The organism is Nocardia sp. NPDC004582 (assembly GCF_053602115.1).
This window is the reverse complement of record NZ_JBSGCY010000034.1, coordinates 1-18,345: the sequence shown is the minus strand read 5'-3', so window position 1 is coordinate 18,345 and position 18,345 is coordinate 1. Positions and strand designations below refer to the sequence as shown.

The 18,345-nt window shown below is 69.2% G+C and carries 19 protein-coding genes and 2 pseudogenes; 6 read left to right on the top strand and 15 right to left on the bottom strand.

Annotated elements, in window-relative coordinates; all coding sequences use genetic code 11:
- Position 1: 1 nt before the first annotated feature.
- From ACWELJ_RS12755 to ACWELJ_RS12740, 4 genes are all read left to right on the top strand, one after another.
- Positions 2-841 carry a glutamate ABC transporter substrate-binding protein gene (locus tag ACWELJ_RS12755; RefSeq protein ID WP_452366312.1) on the top strand — a complete coding sequence of 280 codons (840 nt, stop codon included), beginning with the start codon at positions 2-4 and terminating at the stop codon, positions 839-841.
- 82 nt (positions 842-923) lie between these two features.
- Positions 924-1,604, top strand: a complete 681-nt coding sequence (locus tag ACWELJ_RS12750; RefSeq protein ID WP_452366311.1) for an amino acid ABC transporter permease — start codon at positions 924-926, stop codon at positions 1,602-1,604.
- Positions 1,601-2,512, top strand: coding sequence for an amino acid ABC transporter permease (locus ACWELJ_RS12745; protein WP_452366310.1), 912 nt, complete (start codon positions 1,601-1,603; stop codon positions 2,510-2,512). The genes ACWELJ_RS12750 and ACWELJ_RS12745 overlap by 4 nt, the downstream gene beginning before the upstream one ends.
- A 59-nt stretch (positions 2,513-2,571) precedes the next feature.
- Positions 2,572-2,844, top strand: a complete 273-nt coding sequence (locus ACWELJ_RS12740; protein ID WP_452366309.1) for a hypothetical protein — start codon at positions 2,572-2,574, stop codon at positions 2,842-2,844.
- A gap of 180 nt (positions 2,845-3,024) precedes the next feature.
- Here ACWELJ_RS12740 and ACWELJ_RS12735 read toward each other — a convergent pair whose 3' ends face one another.
- The 4 genes and pseudogenes from ACWELJ_RS12735 to ACWELJ_RS12720 all read right to left on the bottom strand — a co-directional run bounded on the left by ACWELJ_RS12735 (position 3,025) and on the right by ACWELJ_RS12720 (position 6,808).
- Positions 3,025-3,588 carry a hypothetical protein gene (locus tag ACWELJ_RS12735; protein ID WP_452366341.1) on the bottom strand — a complete coding sequence of 188 codons (564 nt, stop codon included), beginning with the start codon at positions 3,586-3,588 and terminating at the stop codon, positions 3,025-3,027.
- Positions 3,574-4,062, bottom strand: a pseudogene (gene recX, locus ACWELJ_RS12730) (recombination regulator RecX); the annotation flags it as partial. The gene ACWELJ_RS12735 and the pseudogene recX, both read right to left, overlap by 15 nt.
- A 1,186-nt stretch (positions 4,063-5,248) precedes the next feature.
- Positions 5,249-6,283: a recombinase RecA gene (recA, locus tag ACWELJ_RS12725; RefSeq protein WP_452366308.1), complete on the bottom strand. Its 1,035-nt coding sequence runs from the start codon at positions 6,281-6,283 to the stop codon at positions 5,249-5,251.
- A gap of 171 nt (positions 6,284-6,454) precedes the next feature.
- Entirely contained in the window at positions 6,455-6,808 is a 354-nt protein-coding gene (locus ACWELJ_RS12720) for an Lrp/AsnC family transcriptional regulator (protein WP_452366307.1), read from the bottom strand.
- A 32-nt stretch (positions 6,809-6,840) separates the two neighbouring features.
- On the opposite strand from ACWELJ_RS12720, the pseudogene ACWELJ_RS12715 reads away from it, so the two are divergent.
- Positions 6,841-7,872: pseudogene (locus tag ACWELJ_RS12715) on the top strand (MFS transporter); the annotation flags it as partial.
- Positions 7,873-7,991: 119 nt separating this feature from the next.
- Here ACWELJ_RS12715 and ACWELJ_RS12710 read toward each other — a convergent pair.
- The 3 genes from ACWELJ_RS12710 to ACWELJ_RS12700 all read right to left on the bottom strand — a co-directional run bounded on the left by ACWELJ_RS12710 (position 7,992) and on the right by ACWELJ_RS12700 (position 9,941).
- Positions 7,992-8,444, bottom strand: coding sequence for a nuclear transport factor 2 family protein (locus ACWELJ_RS12710; protein ID WP_452366306.1), 453 nt, complete (start codon positions 8,442-8,444; stop codon positions 7,992-7,994).
- Between the two features lie 36 nt (positions 8,445-8,480).
- Positions 8,481-9,398, bottom strand: a complete 918-nt coding sequence (locus ACWELJ_RS12705) for a pyridoxamine 5'-phosphate oxidase family protein (RefSeq protein ID WP_452366305.1) — start codon at positions 9,396-9,398, stop codon at positions 8,481-8,483.
- Between the two features lie 90 nt (positions 9,399-9,488).
- Complete coding sequence (locus ACWELJ_RS12700) at positions 9,489-9,941, bottom strand: VOC family protein (RefSeq protein ID WP_452366304.1); 453 nt, start codon at positions 9,939-9,941, stop codon at positions 9,489-9,491.
- 155 nt (positions 9,942-10,096) lie between these two features.
- On the opposite strand from ACWELJ_RS12700, the gene ACWELJ_RS12695 reads away from it, so the two are divergent.
- Positions 10,097-10,648 carry a CGNR zinc finger domain-containing protein gene (locus tag ACWELJ_RS12695; protein ID WP_452366303.1) on the top strand — a complete coding sequence of 184 codons (552 nt, stop codon included), beginning with the start codon at positions 10,097-10,099 and terminating at the stop codon, positions 10,646-10,648.
- A gap of 7 nt (positions 10,649-10,655) precedes the next feature.
- Here ACWELJ_RS12695 and ACWELJ_RS12690 read toward each other — a convergent pair whose 3' ends face one another.
- From ACWELJ_RS12690 to ACWELJ_RS12655, 8 genes are all read right to left on the bottom strand, one after another.
- Positions 10,656-10,847 (bottom strand): DUF3046 domain-containing protein, encoded by a 192-nt coding sequence (locus ACWELJ_RS12690; RefSeq protein WP_357282872.1) that lies wholly within the window; start codon positions 10,845-10,847, stop codon positions 10,656-10,658.
- 145 nt (positions 10,848-10,992) lie between these two features.
- Entirely contained in the window at positions 10,993-12,141 is a 1,149-nt protein-coding gene (locus ACWELJ_RS12685) for a glycosyltransferase (RefSeq protein WP_452366302.1), read from the bottom strand.
- Between the two features lie 105 nt (positions 12,142-12,246).
- Complete coding sequence (locus ACWELJ_RS12680; protein ID WP_452366301.1) at positions 12,247-12,960, bottom strand: PIG-L deacetylase family protein; 714 nt, start codon at positions 12,958-12,960, stop codon at positions 12,247-12,249.
- Between the two features lie 107 nt (positions 12,961-13,067).
- Positions 13,068-14,219: an ROK family protein gene (locus ACWELJ_RS12675; RefSeq protein WP_452366300.1), complete on the bottom strand. Its 1,152-nt coding sequence runs from the start codon at positions 14,217-14,219 to the stop codon at positions 13,068-13,070.
- A gap of 25 nt (positions 14,220-14,244) precedes the next feature.
- Positions 14,245-15,669 carry a sugar ABC transporter permease gene (locus ACWELJ_RS12670; RefSeq protein ID WP_452366299.1) on the bottom strand — a complete coding sequence of 475 codons (1,425 nt, stop codon included), beginning with the start codon at positions 15,667-15,669 and terminating at the stop codon, positions 14,245-14,247.
- A 17-nt stretch (positions 15,670-15,686) separates the two neighbouring features.
- The gene (locus tag ACWELJ_RS12665) at positions 15,687-16,460 is read right to left on the bottom strand and encodes an ATP-binding cassette domain-containing protein (RefSeq protein WP_452366298.1); all 774 of its coding nucleotides are present in this window, start codon (positions 16,458-16,460) and stop codon (positions 15,687-15,689) included.
- An 86-nt stretch (positions 16,461-16,546) separates the two neighbouring features.
- Entirely contained in the window at positions 16,547-17,701 is a 1,155-nt protein-coding gene (locus ACWELJ_RS12660) for a sugar ABC transporter substrate-binding protein (protein ID WP_452366297.1), read from the bottom strand.
- A 138-nt stretch (positions 17,702-17,839) separates the two neighbouring features.
- On the bottom strand, positions 17,840-18,175 hold the full coding sequence (locus ACWELJ_RS12655) for a zinc-binding dehydrogenase (RefSeq protein ID WP_452366296.1): 336 nt from the start codon (positions 18,173-18,175) through the stop codon (positions 17,840-17,842).
- Between the last annotated feature and the right edge of the window lie 170 nt (positions 18,176-18,345).

The following is an 18,345-nucleotide window of genomic DNA, read 5'->3' as shown; positions in this document are numbered from 1 at the left end:
GATGAGGATCAACCCCGCGCTCAGGATCGCCGCCGGAGTGGCTGCCCTGGCTCTCGCTGTCACCGCGTGCGGCGGCAGCAGCAACAAGACGGCCAGCCAGCACGCCGCCGACGGCAAACTCACCATCGGCATCAAGTACGACCAGCCGGGCCTGGGCCTGCACAACAAGGACGGCAGCTTCAGCGGCTTCGACGTCGACGTCGCCACCTATGTGGCCGACAAGCTGGGCGTGAAGGCGGAGAACATCACCTTCAAGGAGTCGCCGTCGGCGCAGCGCGAGACGCTGATCGAGAACGGGCAGGTCGATTTCATCGTCGCCACCTACTCGATCACCGACAAGCGCAAGGAGAAGGTCGATTTCGCGGGCCCGTACTTCCAGACCGGGCAGTCGCTGCTGGTGCGGTCGGACAACACCGACATCACCGGGCCGGATTCGCTGAACGGCAACAAGAAGCTGTGCTCGGTGAAGGGTTCCACCCCGGCGCAGAACATCAAGGACAAGTACGTCGCCGCCCATGAGGTGCAGCTGATCACCTACGACACGTACTCGCTGTGCGTGGAGGCGCTCAAGTCCGGCGCGGTCGACGCGGTCACCACCGACGACATCATCCTGCGCGGTTACGCGGCGCAGTCGCCGGGCGCGCTCAAGGTGGTCGGCAACACCTTCACCGTCGAGAAGTACGGCATCGGCGTGAAGAAGGGCGACACCGAATCGCGCGGCAAGATCAATGACGCCATCACCGCCATGATCACCTCCGGGGCGTGGAAGGCCGCACTGGAGAAGGAGTTCGGAGCCACCGGTTTCCAGGTTCCCGAGCCGCCCAAGGTCGAGGCGAACTGATTCGCGGACTCGTGCCGGGTGATTTCCTGATCATGAAATCACCTGGCACGCTTCGTTTTCCGATCGGAGGAATGGGGCAGTCGTGTTCGACTTGATCTCCAACTATCACACCAAGTTGCTCGACGCGTTCTGGGTGACCATCAAGCTGACGCTGTACTCGGGGTTCTGGGCGCTGATTCTCGGCACCATCATCGCGGGCATGCGGGTCTCGCCGGTTCCGATCGCCCGGTGGATCGGCACGCTGTACGTCAACATCATCCGCAATACGCCGCTGACACTGATCATCGTGTTCTGCTCGATCGGCCTGTACTCAACGCTGGGGCTGCGGCTCGCGACGGAGGGGCCGAACAGCATCTCGGAGAACAATTTCCGCTTCGCGATCGTCGGATTGAGCGTGTACACGGCCGCTTTCGTGTGCGAGTCGCTGCGGGCGGGCATCAACACGGTGCCGTTCGGGCAGTCCGAGGCGGGCCGGTCGCTCGGGTTCACCTTCGGGCAGAATCTGCGGATGGTGGTGCTGCCGCAGGCGTTTCGCGCGGTCATCGCGCCGCTGGGCAGTGTGCTGATCGCCCTGACCAAGAACTCGACCATCGCCTCGGCCATCGGTGTCGGCGAGGCCGCGCTGCTCATGGCGGAGATGAACGAGAACGAGGCGGCGGTGCTCAATATCGGCGCCATCTTCGCGCTCGGGTTCGTGATCCTGACCCTGCCGACCGGCCTGTTCTTCGGCTGGCTGGCCAAACGATACGAGGTGGCGCGATGACCGCGGCGTCCGTGCTCTACGACGCGCCGGGCCCCCGCGCCCGGGTGCGCTACCGGATCTATTCGGTCATCGCGATCGCCGCGGTCGCCGCGGTGCTGTGGTTCGTCTACCGCGGGCTCGCCGACAAGGAGCAGTTCACCGAAGCCAAATGGAAGCCGTTCACCGAGAGCCAGGTCTGGAGCACCTATCTGCTGCCGGGTCTGCGCGGCACGCTCGAGGCGGCGGCGCTGTCCATCGTGCTGGCGCTGGTGCTGGGCATGCTGTTCGGCATTCTGCGCATGTCGGATCACCGGGCGATCCGCTGGTTCGCGGCCGTGGTGGTGGAGGTCTCGCGGGCGATTCCCGTGCTGGTCCTGATGATCTTCCTCTACTACCTGTTCGCCAAGCAGAACGCCTTCCCCTCCGATCAGCTGGCGCTCGCCGCCGTGGTGACGGCGCTGACCGTCTACAACGGATCGGTCATCGCCGAGATCGTGCGCTCGGGCATCCGCGCGCTGCCCAAGGGGCAGACCGAGGCGGCCGTGGCACTGGGCATGCGCAAGACCCAGGTGATGGTGTCCATCCTGCTCCCGCAGGCGATCACCGCCATGATGCCGGCGCTGATCTCGCAGATGGTGGTGGCGCTCAAGGACTCCGCGCTGGGCTACCAGATCACCTACCTCGAGATCGTGCGCTCGGGCACCCAACTCGGTGCCGCGCAACAGAACCCGATCCCGTCGCTGATCGTGATCGCCATCATCATGATCATCATCAACTACACGCTGACCGTGCTCGCCACCCGCGTCGAGAAGTGGCTCCGCACCCGCAAACGCGGCTCCCGCGCCGTGGTCGCCGCCGGCACCATCACCGCCCCACCCGGCATGGACGCCATGGTGCCCGACGTTTCCCTCCAGAAACCGCAGAACTGACCGGTGCGGCTTGCCCGACCGCCGGACAAGCCGCTCCCCCAGCTCGCATACTGAATTTCATGACCGAAGACGACAGCGCTCGAAGAGAATTCGTCTTCGGGCTCTTCCTGGCCACGGTGCTCGCCCCGCTCCTCGCGGGGCTCACCAGCTTCGCCGCCATTCTCGGCGCCCATCTCACCCGCGAGGCGCTGCACCGCCTACGCGACGGCCGGGAGAAACCCGGGGACCCCTCCGCACCGCATCTGGCCGCCCAGCGCCCACTCCGCCATGCCGGACACCGGCACACGCGCCGTGCCCTGTCCACTCGCCGGCCGGGCGGCGTCCCGCACTGACCTGCGGCATGCGGTCGAGGTCCAGTGCGGGTCAGCAGCTCGAGCGGGCCGCCGGGTCCCGCTCGCTCAAATCACGCCCCTGCCAGCCGAGAGCCAGTGGTCCGGACGCGTGCCAGGAACTCCTGCCGTTCTCGCAACGTCAGCACCATGACCTCCACCGTGTCGGGGCGTGCGGGTGCGTCAGTCGCTTCCGAGGTCGGCGTCGGCCAATTCGGCTTTCACCACCGAGTAGGCGGTGGAGGGGCTGAAGCCGCGGCGGGCCAGGAGGCCGACGAGGCGTTGGGTGGCCTTGGCGTGGTCCAGGTTTCGAGGGAGGGTGCGGAGCTTCGCGCGCACCAATTCGGCGGCGCGGGCTTGCTCGTCGTCCTCGGCCGGATCGGGCGGGGGCGGAGAGGAGAGTTTCGAGCGGCGGGGCGGGGTTGCCGTGGATGACCGGTCGGTGCGATCGGGGTCGCCGGCGCCGAAGTTGGCGGCGTTCAGCTCCGTCGTGACGACCTTGTAGGCGGTGGCGGAGGTATAGCCGCGGCGGGCCAGAAGGCCTACCAGGCGGCGGGTGGCGGTGTCGCGGTCGAGGGTTGGGGACAGCGTGCGAAGTTTGGCGCGGATCAGTGCGGCCGCGGATTCGGCGTCGTCGGACGGGGATGCGCGGCGGGAATGGGTGGGGCTCGTGTCGGCCGTCGGCTTGGACGCGGCAGCCTCGGCTTCGCGGCGAGGGGTGGGTTGGGGCGGAAGTTCGGTGATCACCACGTCGAAGGCGGTGCCCGGGTTGTAGCCCTTGCGCGCGAGCATGGCGACCAGGCGGCGGACGGCCTTGTCGCGGTCGAGTTCCGGGGAGAGGGATGCGGCCTTGCGGCGGACCAGGTCCGACGCGCGGGTGCGCTCGTCGGCGGGAGTGATCGCCTCCAGCGCCGGTTCGGCGTGTTCGGGTGCGATTCCCTTGCGCCGCAATTCCTCGGCGAGAACCTTCTTGCCCTTGCCCGCGTAGGTATGCCGCGAATGCACCCACTGCTGAGCGAAAGCGGCATCGTCGATCAGCCCGACCTCGGTCAGCCGATCCAGCACCCGCTTCGCCACATCAGCGTTGAACCCCTTGTCCGCCAGCCGATCAGCCAACTCGAACCGACTCCGAGCCCGGTCCGTCAGCAACCGCAGGCAGATATCCTTCGCCTGCGCTTCGGTGCCGCCACCTGTCGGCGCACCCGATCCGGCCGACTCCCCACCGGACCCATTCCGCCCACGCCGACGCCCCCGCCCACGACGCTCATCATCCTCGAAGCCTGGACTATCACCCCCGGCGCGGTCCGCATACGCCCCGCGCCGACGACCGCCCCGTCCGCGTCGACTGTCGTCTTCCTCGGAGTAGGCGTCATCGCCCCCGGCAACCGGTTCCCCGTACTCGTCGCGCCGACGACCACCGCGACGCCCGCGTCCACCAGCCCGATCCGCATCGGGCCTGCCACCATCCGACCCCGGGCCGGAATTCCCCTCGTCTCGGCCATACGACTCCCCCGAAGTCGAACTCTCGTCATCGCGTGAATACGCGTCCCCCGCAACCGAATTCCCGCCATCCCGGCGTCCCCTGCGGCGGGTGATCCCTTCCTCGACATCCTGATACCTGGTAGTACTCGACTGTTCCGCCGAGGCCGCCTTCCCCCGACTCCCCCGCCGGCCCCGTGACTCCGACGCAGCCGCGTTCGCTGCCGCATTGGCCGCGGCGACAGCGGTGGCCTCGGCCAAGGCGGCGCGTGCCACGGCCAGCTTGTCAGCCGGAGCCGCAGCCTTCGAATCGGGTTCGCGCCCACCGACAGCCGCGACAGGGGTAGCGCCGTCCCCGCCGTCGCCGGGGGCAGTGGGCGCTTCCTCTCGCCACTGCCCCGGCGAGCGACCTCGCCCGGTGGGCGAACGGCGGTGGGGGCGGGATGGATTCGGGGGGTGGATGTCGAGGGCCGGGTCGGCATCGGCGGCCGATTCGGGGCCGCGGGTTGACCGGGTGGACGTTCCGCCCGACGAGACGCGGTCAGCGTCGCGAGCTTCCGGATCATGGTCCGCGGTATCGGGGTTCGCCCGGGTCGAGCCGGACGGGGGCGGTGCGTCGTCGGCCGTAAGCCAGGTGGAGCGGGCCTCGGACGGCGAATTGTGTTCGGGGGCCGCGTAGTAAGCGTCGGTGCGGGCGCCGGAGGGGCCGTAGTTCCAGCCGCCGCCCGAGGCGTAGGGGTCGGCGGAGTCGCGGCCGAAGAGGTCGTGGCTCGGCTCGGTGGCGCGGGACGCGGGAGGGCGGGAGCCGCGGCGAGCGGACTTGGCGTCGCGGGATTCCAGTTGGCGGCGGAGGCGTTCCACCGCGTCGAGCTGGGGGGTGGGCCCCGGCGGGGTGCGCCGGGGCCCTTCGGAATCCCGCGAGGTCATGTCAGAAGTCGGCGGCGGTTTCCTCGGCGGTGACGTCCGCGCCGATGCCGAGCTTCTCCTTGATCTTCTTCTCGATCTCGTCGCGCACGTCGGTGTTCTCCAGCAGGAACTTGCGGGCGTTCTCCTTGCCCTGGCCGAGCTGGTCGCCCTCGTAGGTGTACCAGGAGCCGGACTTGCGGATGAAGCCCTGCTCGACACCCATGTCGATGATCGAGCCCTCCTTGGAGATGCCGAAGCCGTAGAGGATGTCGAACTCGGCCTGCTTGAACGGCGGCGAGACCTTGTTCTTGACGACCTTCACGCGGGTGCGGTTACCGACCGCGTCGGAACCGTCCTTCAGCGTCTCGATGCGGCGCACGTCCAGACGCACCGAGGCGTAGAACTTCAGCGCCTTACCACCGGTGGTGGTCTCGGGCGAGCCGAACATGACGCCGATCTTCTCGCGCAGCTGGTTGATGAAGATGGCGGTGGTGCCGGAGTTGTTCAGCGCCGAGGTCATCTTGCGCAGCGCCTGGCTCATCAGGCGGGCCTGCAGACCGACGTGGCTGTCACCCATCTCGCCCTCGATCTCGGCGCGCGGCACCAGGGCGGCCACGGAGTCGATGACGATGATGTCGATGGCGCCGGAACGCACCAGCATGTCGGCGATCTCGAGCGCCTGTTCACCGGTATCGGGCTGGGAGACCAGCAGCGCGTCGGTGTCGACACCGAGCTTGCGGGCGTAGTCCGGATCCAGCGCGTGCTCGGCGTCGATGAACGCCGCGACGCCGCCGTTGGCCTGCGCGTTGGCGACCGCGTGCAGCGCGACGGTGGTCTTACCCGAGGATTCCGGGCCGTAGATCTCCACGATGCGACCGCGCGGCAGGCCGCCGATGCCGAGCGCGACGTCCAGCGCGATGGATCCGGTGGGAATCACCGCGATCGGCTGGCGCGCCTCTTCTCCCAGGCGCATGACCGCGCCCTTGCCGAAGCCCTTCTCGATCTGCGCCAACGCCAGTTCGAGGGCCTTGTCACGATCGAAAGCCGGAGGTGCCATCGTCTGTCCCCTTCTCAACGGGTGAGTCTCATACTGTGGTTGGCGCCCACGTTAGAGGGAGGCACCGACAACTTCCGACGACGAGCTTAGACGAACAGGTGTTCGATGCAAGCGACGCGCTGAACGACACGCGAAACACCTGGTAGCAACCGATCGGCAAGCTGACCGGGCTCAGGGCACCACCCCCACCTTCCGGTCATCCAACAGCGTCGACGACTGCTTGAACATCCGCAACGCCGACAGCACCTGAACATCGTTGATCCCCGGCAGCACCCCCAGCGACTCGGTGACATACCGGTACAGATGCGCGGTGTCGTGACACACCACCGCGGCGACCAGATTCGCGGTCCCCGTGGTCGCCGCGACGAAAGCGACCTCCGGATGCGTGGCGATCGCCCGGCCCGCCGCCTCCAGGTCCCCGGGCCGCACCCGCATCCACAGCATGGCCCGCGACACGTAACCCATTCGCTCCAAAGCGAAGTCGAGATCGAAGTACAGCACCCCGGATTCGATGAGCTCGTTCATGCGCCGCGCCACCCGGCTACACCGGCCGCGATCGCGGGATCGCGTTCAGCGCGTGGGGCGCGGTCCCGGGCGCGGCCGCCGGTGTCGGCGTGGTGCTGGGCGGCGCGTTGACCGATCTGCTGTCGTGGCGGTGGATCTTCTTCGTCAACCTGCCGATCGCCGCGCTGGCGATCGCCTTGTCCGCCATCGCTTTCGGACCGTCGCCGCGCCGCGCCGACCGCCGCGTGGACCTGGGCGGCATGCTGAGCTTCACGGTGGCCGCGACGGCCGCGACCTACGGCATCGTCCGGGCGGGCGAGCACGGGTGGGGCGATCGCGGGGCCGCGCTGTCGCTGATCACCGGCGTGGTCGCGCTGGCGGCGTTCGTCATCATCGAATCCACCAGTGCCGCACCGATGTTGCCCTTCTCCCTGCTGCGCGGCGCGGGCTTCACCGCCACGCTGATCGCCGCGGCCGGCCTGAGTTTCGCCGCGTTCTCCACGAGCCCGCTGCTGTCCCTGTGGCTGCAGCAGTACCTGCATCTGACCCCGCTGCGGGCGGGACTGTCCATGCTGCCGCTGTCGGTGTGCGCCTTCCTGGTGTCGGGCGTCTTCGGCAGGCTGCTGCACGATGTCGCACCGCAGTGGACGATCGGCGGTGGCCTGACGCTCATCGGCGCGGGCAGCGCGCTGCTGACCCTCATCGACACCGGATCGTCCTGGACCGCGACGATTCCCGGCTACCTCGTGATCGGCGCCGGAGTCGGCGTCATGGCACCGCCGCTGGTGGCGGTGGGCCTGGCGGCGGTCCCGCCGCACCAGAGCGGCACCGCGGCCGGGGCGATCAACACCGCACGACAGCTGGGCCTGGCCCTGGGTGTCGCCGTGCTGGGCACCGTCTTCCGGAACGCGGGTACCGGAAAGGCGCCCGGGCATGCGTTCGTGGACGGGCTGAACACGGCGACGATGGCGGCCGGGGTGACCGGAATCCTCGCGGGTGCAGTGGTTTTCGCCCTGTACACGCGAGCCGCCCGTCCCACTTCGGCCCCGGCCGTCACCCCGCCGGAACCCGCTCGGATCGCCTGACCCGCGCTATACCCGAGGCCGGTCCGCCCCGGCTGACACCCCCGGCTAACCACGGGCAGGGAGCTCTCACCGAGGAATCGATCCGAATTCCGCTCGGCGAGAGCTCCCTGATCTCGCCACTACCGCAAAGGAAGAGCCGCGCCGTCCTCTTCCGGGGTGCGGGGCCCGAAGATGCGGCGCTCCTCCTCCGCGATCGGCACGTCGTTGATACTGGCTTCCCGGCGGGACATGCGGCCATCGGGGGCGAATTCCCAGAGTTCGTTGCCATAGCTGCGATGCCACTGGCCACTGTCGTCGTGCCATTCGTACTGGAAGCGGACGGCGATGCGGTCCTCGGTGAAGGTCCACAGGTCCTTGCGCAGGGCGTAGCCGTTCTCCTTGGCCCACTTGCGCTTCAGGAAGTCGACGATCTCGGCACGGCCGGTGAGGAATTCGTCGCGGTTGCGCCAGACGGAATCCTCGGTGTACGCCTGGGCGACCTTCTCGGGATCGCGGGTGTTCCAGGCGTTCTCGGCGGCGCGGACCTTCAGCTTCGCGGATTCGAGGTCGAAGGGCGGCAGTGGCGGACGCATCGGGGTAAGCCTTTCGGATTGGCGTAGGTCGCGTGGTCAGGGGTTGACCGGCGACAGTTCGGGGTCGGTCCAGCGCAGTGGCGTGGCACCCGAGATCTCGACGACCTCGGTGACGGTGAAGTCGATGGCGCATTGCGCGCCTGGCGTGAAAGCAGCTTCGTCCCAGACGATCTCGGCGGTTCCGGTGAGTTGCAGGGTGGCGCCGGTCCGCCAGTCGGGCACGAGCAGCCCGCAGCGGGGAGCGGCGGCGATATTGCCGAGGGTCATGAACATGGAGTTGCCGCGGTAGTCGGGCCACCGCAGGCGGGTCGGGGAAAGCACCTGCAGGAAGCCCGGATTGCCGCCGCGATGGGAGGCGTCCGCGTGTCCGTCGGCGTCCGCGGAGGCGACGAAGAAGGCATCGGCGCGTGCGATGAGCTGCCGCTGCGCCGCATCCAACTCGACACCGCGACGTGCCCGCGGCGTCGCGCCCGCGACCCATTCCTCGACCCCTCGGCGGGAAATGTACTTCGGGCAGTTCGAATACACCTGTTCGGTGTCGATGCGCAGTCCGGTCGCGGTGGGCGCGATCACCCCGTTCACCCGCATACGGCGGCGGGTCTGCGGTTGCAGCGCGATCATCCCGACATGCCGTGTGCCGCGCAGCGATACGGCCAGCGGGTCGCCCGCCACCGGAGTCGCCTCGATCTCGATGGCGCGTTCGCCGGAGGCATGGACGAATCCGGGTGACCCCGCCAGCTGGCTCGCCCACATGCGGCCCGCGTCATCGGCGGCGGCCAGCACGATCATCGGCTGTTCGGCCAGGAAAAGCGCGGCGGCGGCCGGAATGTCGGGCCGGATCATCCGGCCGACCCGCTGTGCGATGTCGGTCTGGCCCAGCCGCTGCTGCACCGCCAGTTCCCCGGGGTGATAGGCGACTCCGCCCGGCAGGTCCCGGACCCGGATGTCGTTCATGTCCGTCTCCTTTCGGGGGGCTCGGTTCGGTGCCGAAGCACCGCGGTGGCACCCCATGCGAATCCCGCGGTGCGAGTGCGATATTCCTGCTCAGAAGAACCCGCAGGTCGGGGCGCTGCCCGAGGGGGCAGGGGCATGCTCGGCGCCCGACGGCGCGTACACCTCGAGGCGGATGCCGTCCGGATCGATGAAGAAGATGCCGCCCGAGGCCGCGCCCTCACCGTGCGCGACGACGCCGTCGTGGGCGAACGCGACATCGAGGTCTTTGAGCGCGGTCTCCACCGCGTGCACCTGGTCGATGGTGTCGACCTGGAACGAGAGATGGTGCAGGCCGGGAGTTTTCGCCGAGAACTCGCCATCGCTCTGCTGCCACAGCGTGACCTGCAACTGCCCGTCGCGCCCGAGGAAGGCGAAGCGCTGCGCACCCTCCCCGCCGGCGCCGAGCTGTTCGAAGCCGAGGGCGCGCCGATAGAAGGACACCGAGCGGTCGAGGTCGGTGACATTGAGGCCGATATGCCCGGTGGCGAGGACGGGTGCGGTCATGGTGAACCCCTTCGGAATGATCTAACTGATGTTGTTTGTTTGACAGGTTAGAAACTAATCGCAGAGGTCGCCCAGCGTCAACCCCTATAGTTGATTTGTCTGGTTAGAAGGGAGTGGACGATCCGATGACGACACGGAGCCAGTTACCCTCAGACGTGCCCGAACCACGCCCCCACCTCGGTGAACCGCTCGCGTTGGACCTGCTCAACACGCGGTGGATAGCGCAGACGGGCCCGCAGGATCTGCTCACCGATGTGACCGGGGCCCAGCGGTGGCTGGCCGACAACGCACTCGACCTGCCCGCCGACGAGGCCACCCTGAACGCGCTGGTGGCCGCCCGCGAGGCGATCCTGCGCGTGGTCAAGGGCGACGCCGCGGGCGACCCCCGCACCGCCGACGACCTCAACGCGGTACTCGCGCACGGCCGCATCCGCCGCGCCCTCACCCCCGAAGGCCCGGCCGGGCTCCCCGAAGTCACCGATCCGGCCTGGCTACCCGCCTGGCTCGCCGCCGACAATCTGCTACACCTGCTGGCGAGCTCCCCCGAACGGATCAAACAGTGCGCGCATCCACACTGCGTCCTGTGGTTCCTGGACACCTCGAAGAACGGCACCCGCCGCTGGCATTCCATGGCGGCCTGCGGCAACCGCGCCAAGGCGACGCGGCACTACGCGAAGAAGACCCAGTCGGAGCAGTCCGCCGGGTAACGCGAATTCACCAGCGCGACTTCGGGACATCGAATTCCGCGCACAGCGCCCGCCACACGTCCCGGGGATCGACCCCCGCCTCGATGGCCTGCGCGCCGGTCCGCCCCATGGACGGCAGCACATGATCGGCCAGCAGCGCGTCGGCGCGCGCCGTGCCGAACTCGGTATGCATCAACTCCTGAAACTCCGTCAGCCGCACGGCCGCGAGCCTACGCCACCGGCCGGATCCGGCGAGCAGCCGCCGAAGCGACCGGATCGGCAGGCTGGGGCGCGACCGGTTGGTTCGGAGCTCACACCGCAGCTCGGGCACGTGCCGCGCCACGGTGCGGCAGCCCAGCGCGGCGTCAGCGCACCGCGGCGTGACAGATCTCGACCGGGTCGACGGTATCGGCGATACCGGCGGCGGCTGACTCGGCGGCGGCCCGATAGGCCGGATCGTCGAGGATGCGTTTCACCGCGTCGCGCAGGGCCTCGGGGGTGAGCGGCCGCACGAACAGGGAACTGCCTTGGCGGGCCGCGCGATTGGCGAGTTCCCACTGATCGCCGCCGCCGGGGACGGTGACGATGGGGACGCCCGCCAGCAGGGTCTTGGCGAGCAGACCGTGTCCGCCGCCGCCGATCACGACCGAGGCGTGGCGCAGCAGTTCGTCCTGACGGCCCAAACCGGCCGTGGCCCAGGGCGGAAGGTCGACGGGCGGGGTATCGAGGGTGGAGATGGCGACGCGCACACCCGCGCCCTGGAACGCCTCCAGCGCGGCCTCCGCCAGACCGACCTGACCGGTCTGGGCGGTGGAGGGGGCGACCATGACCAGCGGTTCGTCGCCGGGCGGCAGGTCGAGGATGTGATCGGTGGGCTCCCACAGCAGGGGCCCGACCAGGTGGGCGTTCTCCGGCCAGTCCGGTCGCGGCACCTCCAGGGCGGGCAGTGTGGCGATCAGCCGGGCGTCGGGCCCCGGATCCTCTGTGGGCAGGCCGATACTGGCCCGCGCCTGCTCCCGCTGCAGTTCCCCGCGCCGCACGGCCCGCGAACTCAGCCCGCGCAGCACCGAGTCCCGGGCCCGCCCGCGCAGCCCCTCCCCCGCCGCGAGCCCACTCCCGATGGGCGGCAACCCTTTCGACTGCAGGTACAGCGGGTGCGGCGACAACTCCACCCACGGCAGCTTCAACCGCTCCGCCGCCATCCCGCCACCGGCGGTGAGCACGTCCGAGACCACGAGTTCGGGCAGCATGGCGCTCAGATCCGGCAGGATCTCGGTCGAAATATGCGCGGCCCGTTGATGAATCCGCGCGCCCGCGTCGTTGTCGTCATCCTCGGCCCGGGGCGCGAGCCCCTTCAGCCGCCGCACCCCGATCCCGGCCTCACGCGCGGCATCGAACCACCGCGGACTGGTGAACAGCACCGGCTCGTCCCCGGCCACCAGCAATCGCTCACACAACGCAATCGCTGGAAACGCATGCCCCGGATCAGGCCCGGCCACCACCGCTACTCGCACGCAGCCAGGGTCCCACACCCGCCCGACACATCCGGAACCTCACCCACCTTCCGAATTCGCGCCGCCCGGAAACCCCGCATGCCGGGCGGGCGGCGCAGTCCCAGTTCAGCCCGCGAAGTGGTAGAGCTCGAAGCTGAGGGCTCGGGCGGCGGGGAAGCCCTCCTTGGGGCCGGTGGTCATCTCGATGACCGCGCGGGCCTGGGCTTCGACGGGTTCGGGGCTGAGGACCTCGAGGTAGCGGCGGTGGGCGGTCAGGGATTCGACGGCCGCCTCGACGGTGTCGGTGACGTCGAGACCGTGGCTGCCGTCGGCGACGCCGTAGACGGCGGCCCAGCGCGGAGACCAGGCGGGGAGGTCGGCGATATCGGGGTGGATCCACTCGTTGCCGGCGTCGGAGACGGCGTCGAGGGCGGCGCGGCCGACGGCGCGGTGGTCGGCGGAGTTGACGTAGCCGCGGGCCCAGCTGTCGCCGAAGTTGAACAGGATCACCATCTCGGGGCGGTGGCGGCGGATGGCGGCGGCCAGGTCGCGGCGCAGGGCGAGGGACTCCTCGATGCGGCCGTCCGGGTAGCCGAGGAATTCGACCGAGCTGACGCCGACGATCTTGGCCGAGGCCCGCTCCTCGTCCTCGCGCAACGGCCCGGCCTCGGCGGGCGCGAGTCCCGCGATGCCGGCCTCACCGCTGCTGACGAGCACGTAGCGAATGTCCTTGCCCTGCCCGGTCCAGCGCGCGACCGCGGCCGCGGCCCCGTATTCGATGTCGTCGGGATGCGCCACGATGACGATCCCCCGCTGCCAGTCCTCGGGAAGCTGCTCCATTCCTGTATTGAACTCCCGCCGCACCGGCCCGCGCCACCGGACACGAACTTCGCGCCCCGGACCGGCACCGCACCAGAGCCGCCACGCGCCATGATCGCGGCCGCCGATCACAGCATGCTGAGCACGCCCTCGAACGCCGCCTCCGCCGCCCCGAGCAATTTGAGATCCGGCCCCAGACAAGACTTCTCGATCCGCACCCCGCCGAACGCCCGGCTCACCATGCTGCGCCGGTGCACCTCCTCCCGCACCCGCGCGATGCCCGCATCCGGCAGCGCCGTGAACAGATCGCCCAGCACCACCAGTTCGGGTCCGAGGATGTTCACGACATTGACCAGTCCGAGCGTCAGCCAGTCCAGGTATTCGTCGAGCTGGGATGCCCAATCCCCGCGCAGCGCACGCAGTTCGGCCACGATCGCGCCGCGCGGTCCGTGCTCGGGCATGCCGAGGGCCCGGCACAGCGCCGCCTCCCCGACCTCGGTCTCCCAGCAGCCCTCGTTGCCGCAGTAGCATTTCCGCCCGCCGGGCCGCACCGTCATGTGCCCGATCTCGCCCAGGTATCCGGCCTGCCCGCGCAACAGCTCGCCCTGGGCGATGAGGCCGCCGCCCACCCCGACATCGGCGGACACGAACACGGCGTCGGCCGCCGTGCGCCCCGCGCCCCTGACATGCTCTGCGAGAGCACCGAATTCGGCGTCATTGCCGACCGTCACCGGCAGCTCCAGCACCGCCCGCAGCCGCTGCCCGAGCGCCACCTCACCCCAGCGCAGATTCGCGGCATTGTGCACCAGCCCGTCGGCGCGCCGCACCACCCCGGGCACGCACACTCCGACCGCGACCGGCCGCAGCCCCAGATCCTCGGCCAGGATCGCCGAGGATTCCGCGACGTGCGTGATCACCTCGTCCGGTTCCCGTTGCCGCCCACGCAGATTCCAGCTGTTGCGGCCCATGATCTGCCCGCCGAACCCGACCAGCGCGATCCCCACGTGCTCGACCTGGACGTCCACCGCCAGCACCACCGCCGCCTCGGGTTGCGGCAGCACCAGCAGTGACGGCCGTCCGGCCCCGCGCGCGAGCCGCGGCACCTTCTCCTCCACCACGCCATCCTCGGCCAGCCCGTCCACGAGCATCTTGATGGTGGATCGGTTGAGCCCGAGTTCGGCGGCGAGGGCCGCACGGGTGGCGGGGCCTCCGGTGTGTAGCAGCCGCAGGAGGGTCGACCGGTTGAACCGGCGCACCTCGTCCGGACGGGCGACGGTCATGGACTCGGATATACCATCGCGCGGCTCACCGGCCGGACATCGCCACGCGGCGTCTCGACAGCGCGTCGACGGTGGCGGCCAGCAGCAGCACCAGCCCGGTCACGATGGACACCACCGCGGCCGGTTGCCGCAGCAGGCCCAGCCCGTTGGACACCACCGCCAGCACCGCGCCGCCGATCACCGCGTCGGCCACCCGCCCGCGCCCGCCGAAGAGCGACGTCCCGCCGATCACGGCCGCGCCGACCGCGAACAGCAGCGTATTGAGCCCGCCCGCTTGCGGATCCACCGATCCGACCTTCGAGGAGTACACGATCGCCCCGACCGCCGCGCAGGCGGAGCTGATCACGAAAACGCTGGCCCGCAACTGGGTCACATTGATGCCCGCGCGCCGCGCCGCCTCGACATTGCCGCCGACCGCGTAGATGTGGCGGCCGTACGTGGTCCGGGTCAGCACGTAGGTTCCCGCGACCAGCAGCACCAGCACGATCGGAACCACATACGGCACACCGGAGATGACGATCAGCGAACTCGGCGACCGGTTGACGGTGAGCAGCGCCGTCACCACGACCGCGAACACCACGAGCGCCGAAACCTTCACCACCACCAGCGGTGTCGGCCGCGTGACCAGCCCTCGCCGCCGGCGCAGCGCGTGCCCGCCGAGGATGACCGCGGCATACCCGCCCGCCGCCACCACGCACAGCACCCAGCTGCCCGCCGTCGACAGATTCCCGTTGGCCACCGCGTCGAGCACATGCGAGGAACTGATCCCCAGCACCCCGCCCTCCCCGATGAGCTGCAGGATCACGCCCTGCCACGCCAGGAACAGCGCCAGGGTCACCACGAACGACGGCATGCCGATCTTGGCGATCAGGAACCCGGTGATGGACCCGATGGCCGCGCCGACACACACCGCGAGCAGCATCTCCACCCACGGATTCGCCGGCAGGCCCAGCACCGTCAGCAGGATGCCGAGCAGCGAGAACGCCACCCCCGGCCAGATCCGCAGCAGCCCCGCCAGGATCGCCGCGAGCGCCAGCATGGCGTTGAACACGAAGAACACCGTCGACCCCATGCCGGTCAGCAGATTCCCGTTGTCCACGTAGTGCATGGCCAGCACCGCGCCCGCCACCCCGGAGGCCGTGCCCGCCGACAGATCGATCTCGCCGATCAGCAGCACGAACACGATCCCGATGGCGATGATGGTCTGCCCCGCGCCCTGCGCCAGCAGATTGGCGATGTTGTTGAGCGAGAGGAACACATCCGACAGCGCCGAGAAGAAGATGATCAAGGCGACCAGGCCGAGAATCGCGGGTAGCGAACCGATCTCGCCGCCGCGCAGCCGGGCCAGATAGTCGCGCAGGGCTTCCCGCGTCGACAGCGTCGTGGTGTCGATTCCGAAGTCGGTGACGGCGGACCCGGAGTCGGCCGCCGATTCCGCGACATTGGTCATCTCAGTGGATTCCTCGCTCACAACGCCACCGCCTCCGGCCGCGCCAACCCGAGATCCCCCGAGCGGCCGGCGGTGATCAGCTCCACCACCTGTCCCGTGGTGACATCGGCGGTCCGCACCTGCGCGGCCATCCGCCCCAGGTACAGCACCGCGATCCGATCCGCGACCTCGAACACGTCGGCCAAGTTGTGGCTGATCAACACCACGCCGAGTCCCTGTTCGGCCAGCCGCCGCACCAGATCCAGCACCTGCCGGGTCTGCGCGACGCCGAGGGCGGCGGTGGGTTCGTCGAGCAGCACCAGATTGCTGTTCCACAGCACGGCTTTGGCGATCGCCACGGTCTGGCGTTGCCCGCCGGAGAGCGCCGCGACCGGGGTGCGCACCGATTTCACGGTGCGCACCCCCAACGAGGCCAGGGTGCGCCGCGCCGCCTCCTCCATGCTCGCCTCGTCCAGCAGCCACGGCTTGCCGCGCTCCCGGCCGAGGAACATATTGGCCACGATGTCGAGATTGTCGGCCAGGGCCAGGTCCTGGTAGACGACCTCGATGCCGAGCGCCGCCGCGTCCTTGGCGCCACGCAGGTGAACGGGTTCGCCCCGGAATCGCACCTCGCCCGAATCGGCGGCGTGGATTCCGGCGACACATTTCACCAGCGTGGATTTGCCCGCGCCATTGTCGCCGACGAGTGCGGTGACCTCGCCCGCCGGCACGGTGAGGTCCACGTCGTGCAGCACGTGCACCGGTCCGAAACTCTTGTTCAGGCCGGTGATCCGGAGCAGCGGCTCATTCATGCTGTGTCCTTTCGCGCATGACCGGAGCGCTGCGTGGTTACGCTGCGCTGCCTCCTCCGCGCTTGACCGCTCATGCGCGGCGATCCTCAGGCGATGCCCAGCGCGGAGCAGGCGGACTTCACGTCGCCGGAGCAGACGTCGCCGGCCTTCACGAAACCGGAGTCCACCACCTGCTTGACCTCGGTCTTGGTGATCGGCTGCGGTTGCAGCAGCACCGATTTCACGTCCCGCTTGCCCTTGGGGTCCTGGCTCACGGCCTGCGCCAGCGCGTCCGCGGCCGCCTTGTCGCCCTTGGCGAGGGCGACGGCGAGTTTCGCCGCGTTCTCCGCCTCCTCCTTGATGGGCTTGAACACGGTCATGTACTGGTCTCCGCGCAGCACCGCCTTGAGCCCGTCGACGGTGGCGTCCTGACCGGTCACCGGCACCTTGCCGTTGAGGCCGTTCTTCTTCAGCACCGTGATCACCGCGCCCGCCAGGCCGTCGTTGGCGGCGACCACGCCGTCGACCTTGCCGCCGTTGCCGGTGAGGATCTGCTCGAAGGTGGTGCCGCCCTTCTGGTTGTTCCAGTCGTCGATGGGCTGGCTGCGCACCAGTTTCAGCGCGCCCGAATCGTAGAGGGGTTGCAGGGCCTTCTGCTGGCCTTGGTGGAAGAGGGTGGCGTTGTTATCGGTCGGCGCGCCCTCGATCTCGACGACCTGTGCGCCCGGCTTGTCCTTCAGCGCGGTCGCCAGCCCCTGGCCCTGCAGTTCACCGACTTTCACATTGTCGAAGGACACGTAGTAGTCGGAGGATCCGCCGAGGTTGAGGCGGTCGTAATCGATGGTCGGGATCCCGGCCTTCTTGGCCTTGGCGGCGACGGCGCTGCCGACCTCGCTGTTGATGGCGGCGATCACCAGGACCTTGACGCCCTTGGCGATCATGCCGTCGGCGAGGGTGGTGAATTTCTGGACGTCGCCCTGCGCGTTCTGCACGTCGGCGTCGAATCCGGCCTGGTTCAAGGCGCTTCGCAGCAGGGGCTTGTCGAAGGATTCCCAGCGGGCCGAGGTGGCCGTCTCGGGGAGGATGACACCGACCGTCCCGTTTCCACCACCGCCGGCGGGTGCGTTCGACGTGGAGGTGTCATTACTGGAATTGGATCCGCAGGCGGTGAGGGTGAGCAGGCCGGACAGGGCCAGCGCGGCGGCGGCGTAACCCCGTCGACGTCCGGACTTCTTCGGCGGGAGCGCGCTTTTCGTCCTCATCAGGGTGACCTTCTTTTCCATGACGCTGCACGCGGCGGTCACCGGGTCGCGACCGCACACACGGCATATGTTGTGGGCAACAACATATGCCGTGTGCGGGACGCATAAGGGACGATTCGGCAAATCAGGCGGGGCCGGTCAGGGCAACAGAATGACCTTTCCACCGGCGTGGCCCGCCATCACGAATGTATGCGCCGCAGCCACTTCCGCGAGCGGGAACGTCTTCGCGATGGCCAGATCCAGCTTGCCCGCCGCCAGCAGCGGCAGCAGTTCCCGCCAGGCGTTGGCGCGGATATCGGTGCCCGGGTCGGCGCCGGGACCCTGGCCGAGCACCTTGAAACCGTCGGTGGCGGCCCGGCCGAAGGCCACGATGCTCGCGATCCGGGCGCGGTCGGCGACCAGTTCCAGGGAGACGTCCACGGCCTCGTCGGTGCCGACCGTGTCGATGGCGGCGTCGATTCCCTTGGGGGCCAACGCCTTCACCCGATCGGCGAGGCCGGGACCGTAGGCGACGGGTTCGACGCCGTAGGAGCGCAGCCGTTCGTGGCGGGTCGGCGACCAGTTCCAGGGAGACGTCCACGGCCTCGTCGGTGCCGACCGTGTCGATGGCGGCGTCGATTCCCTTGGGGGCCAACGCCTTCACC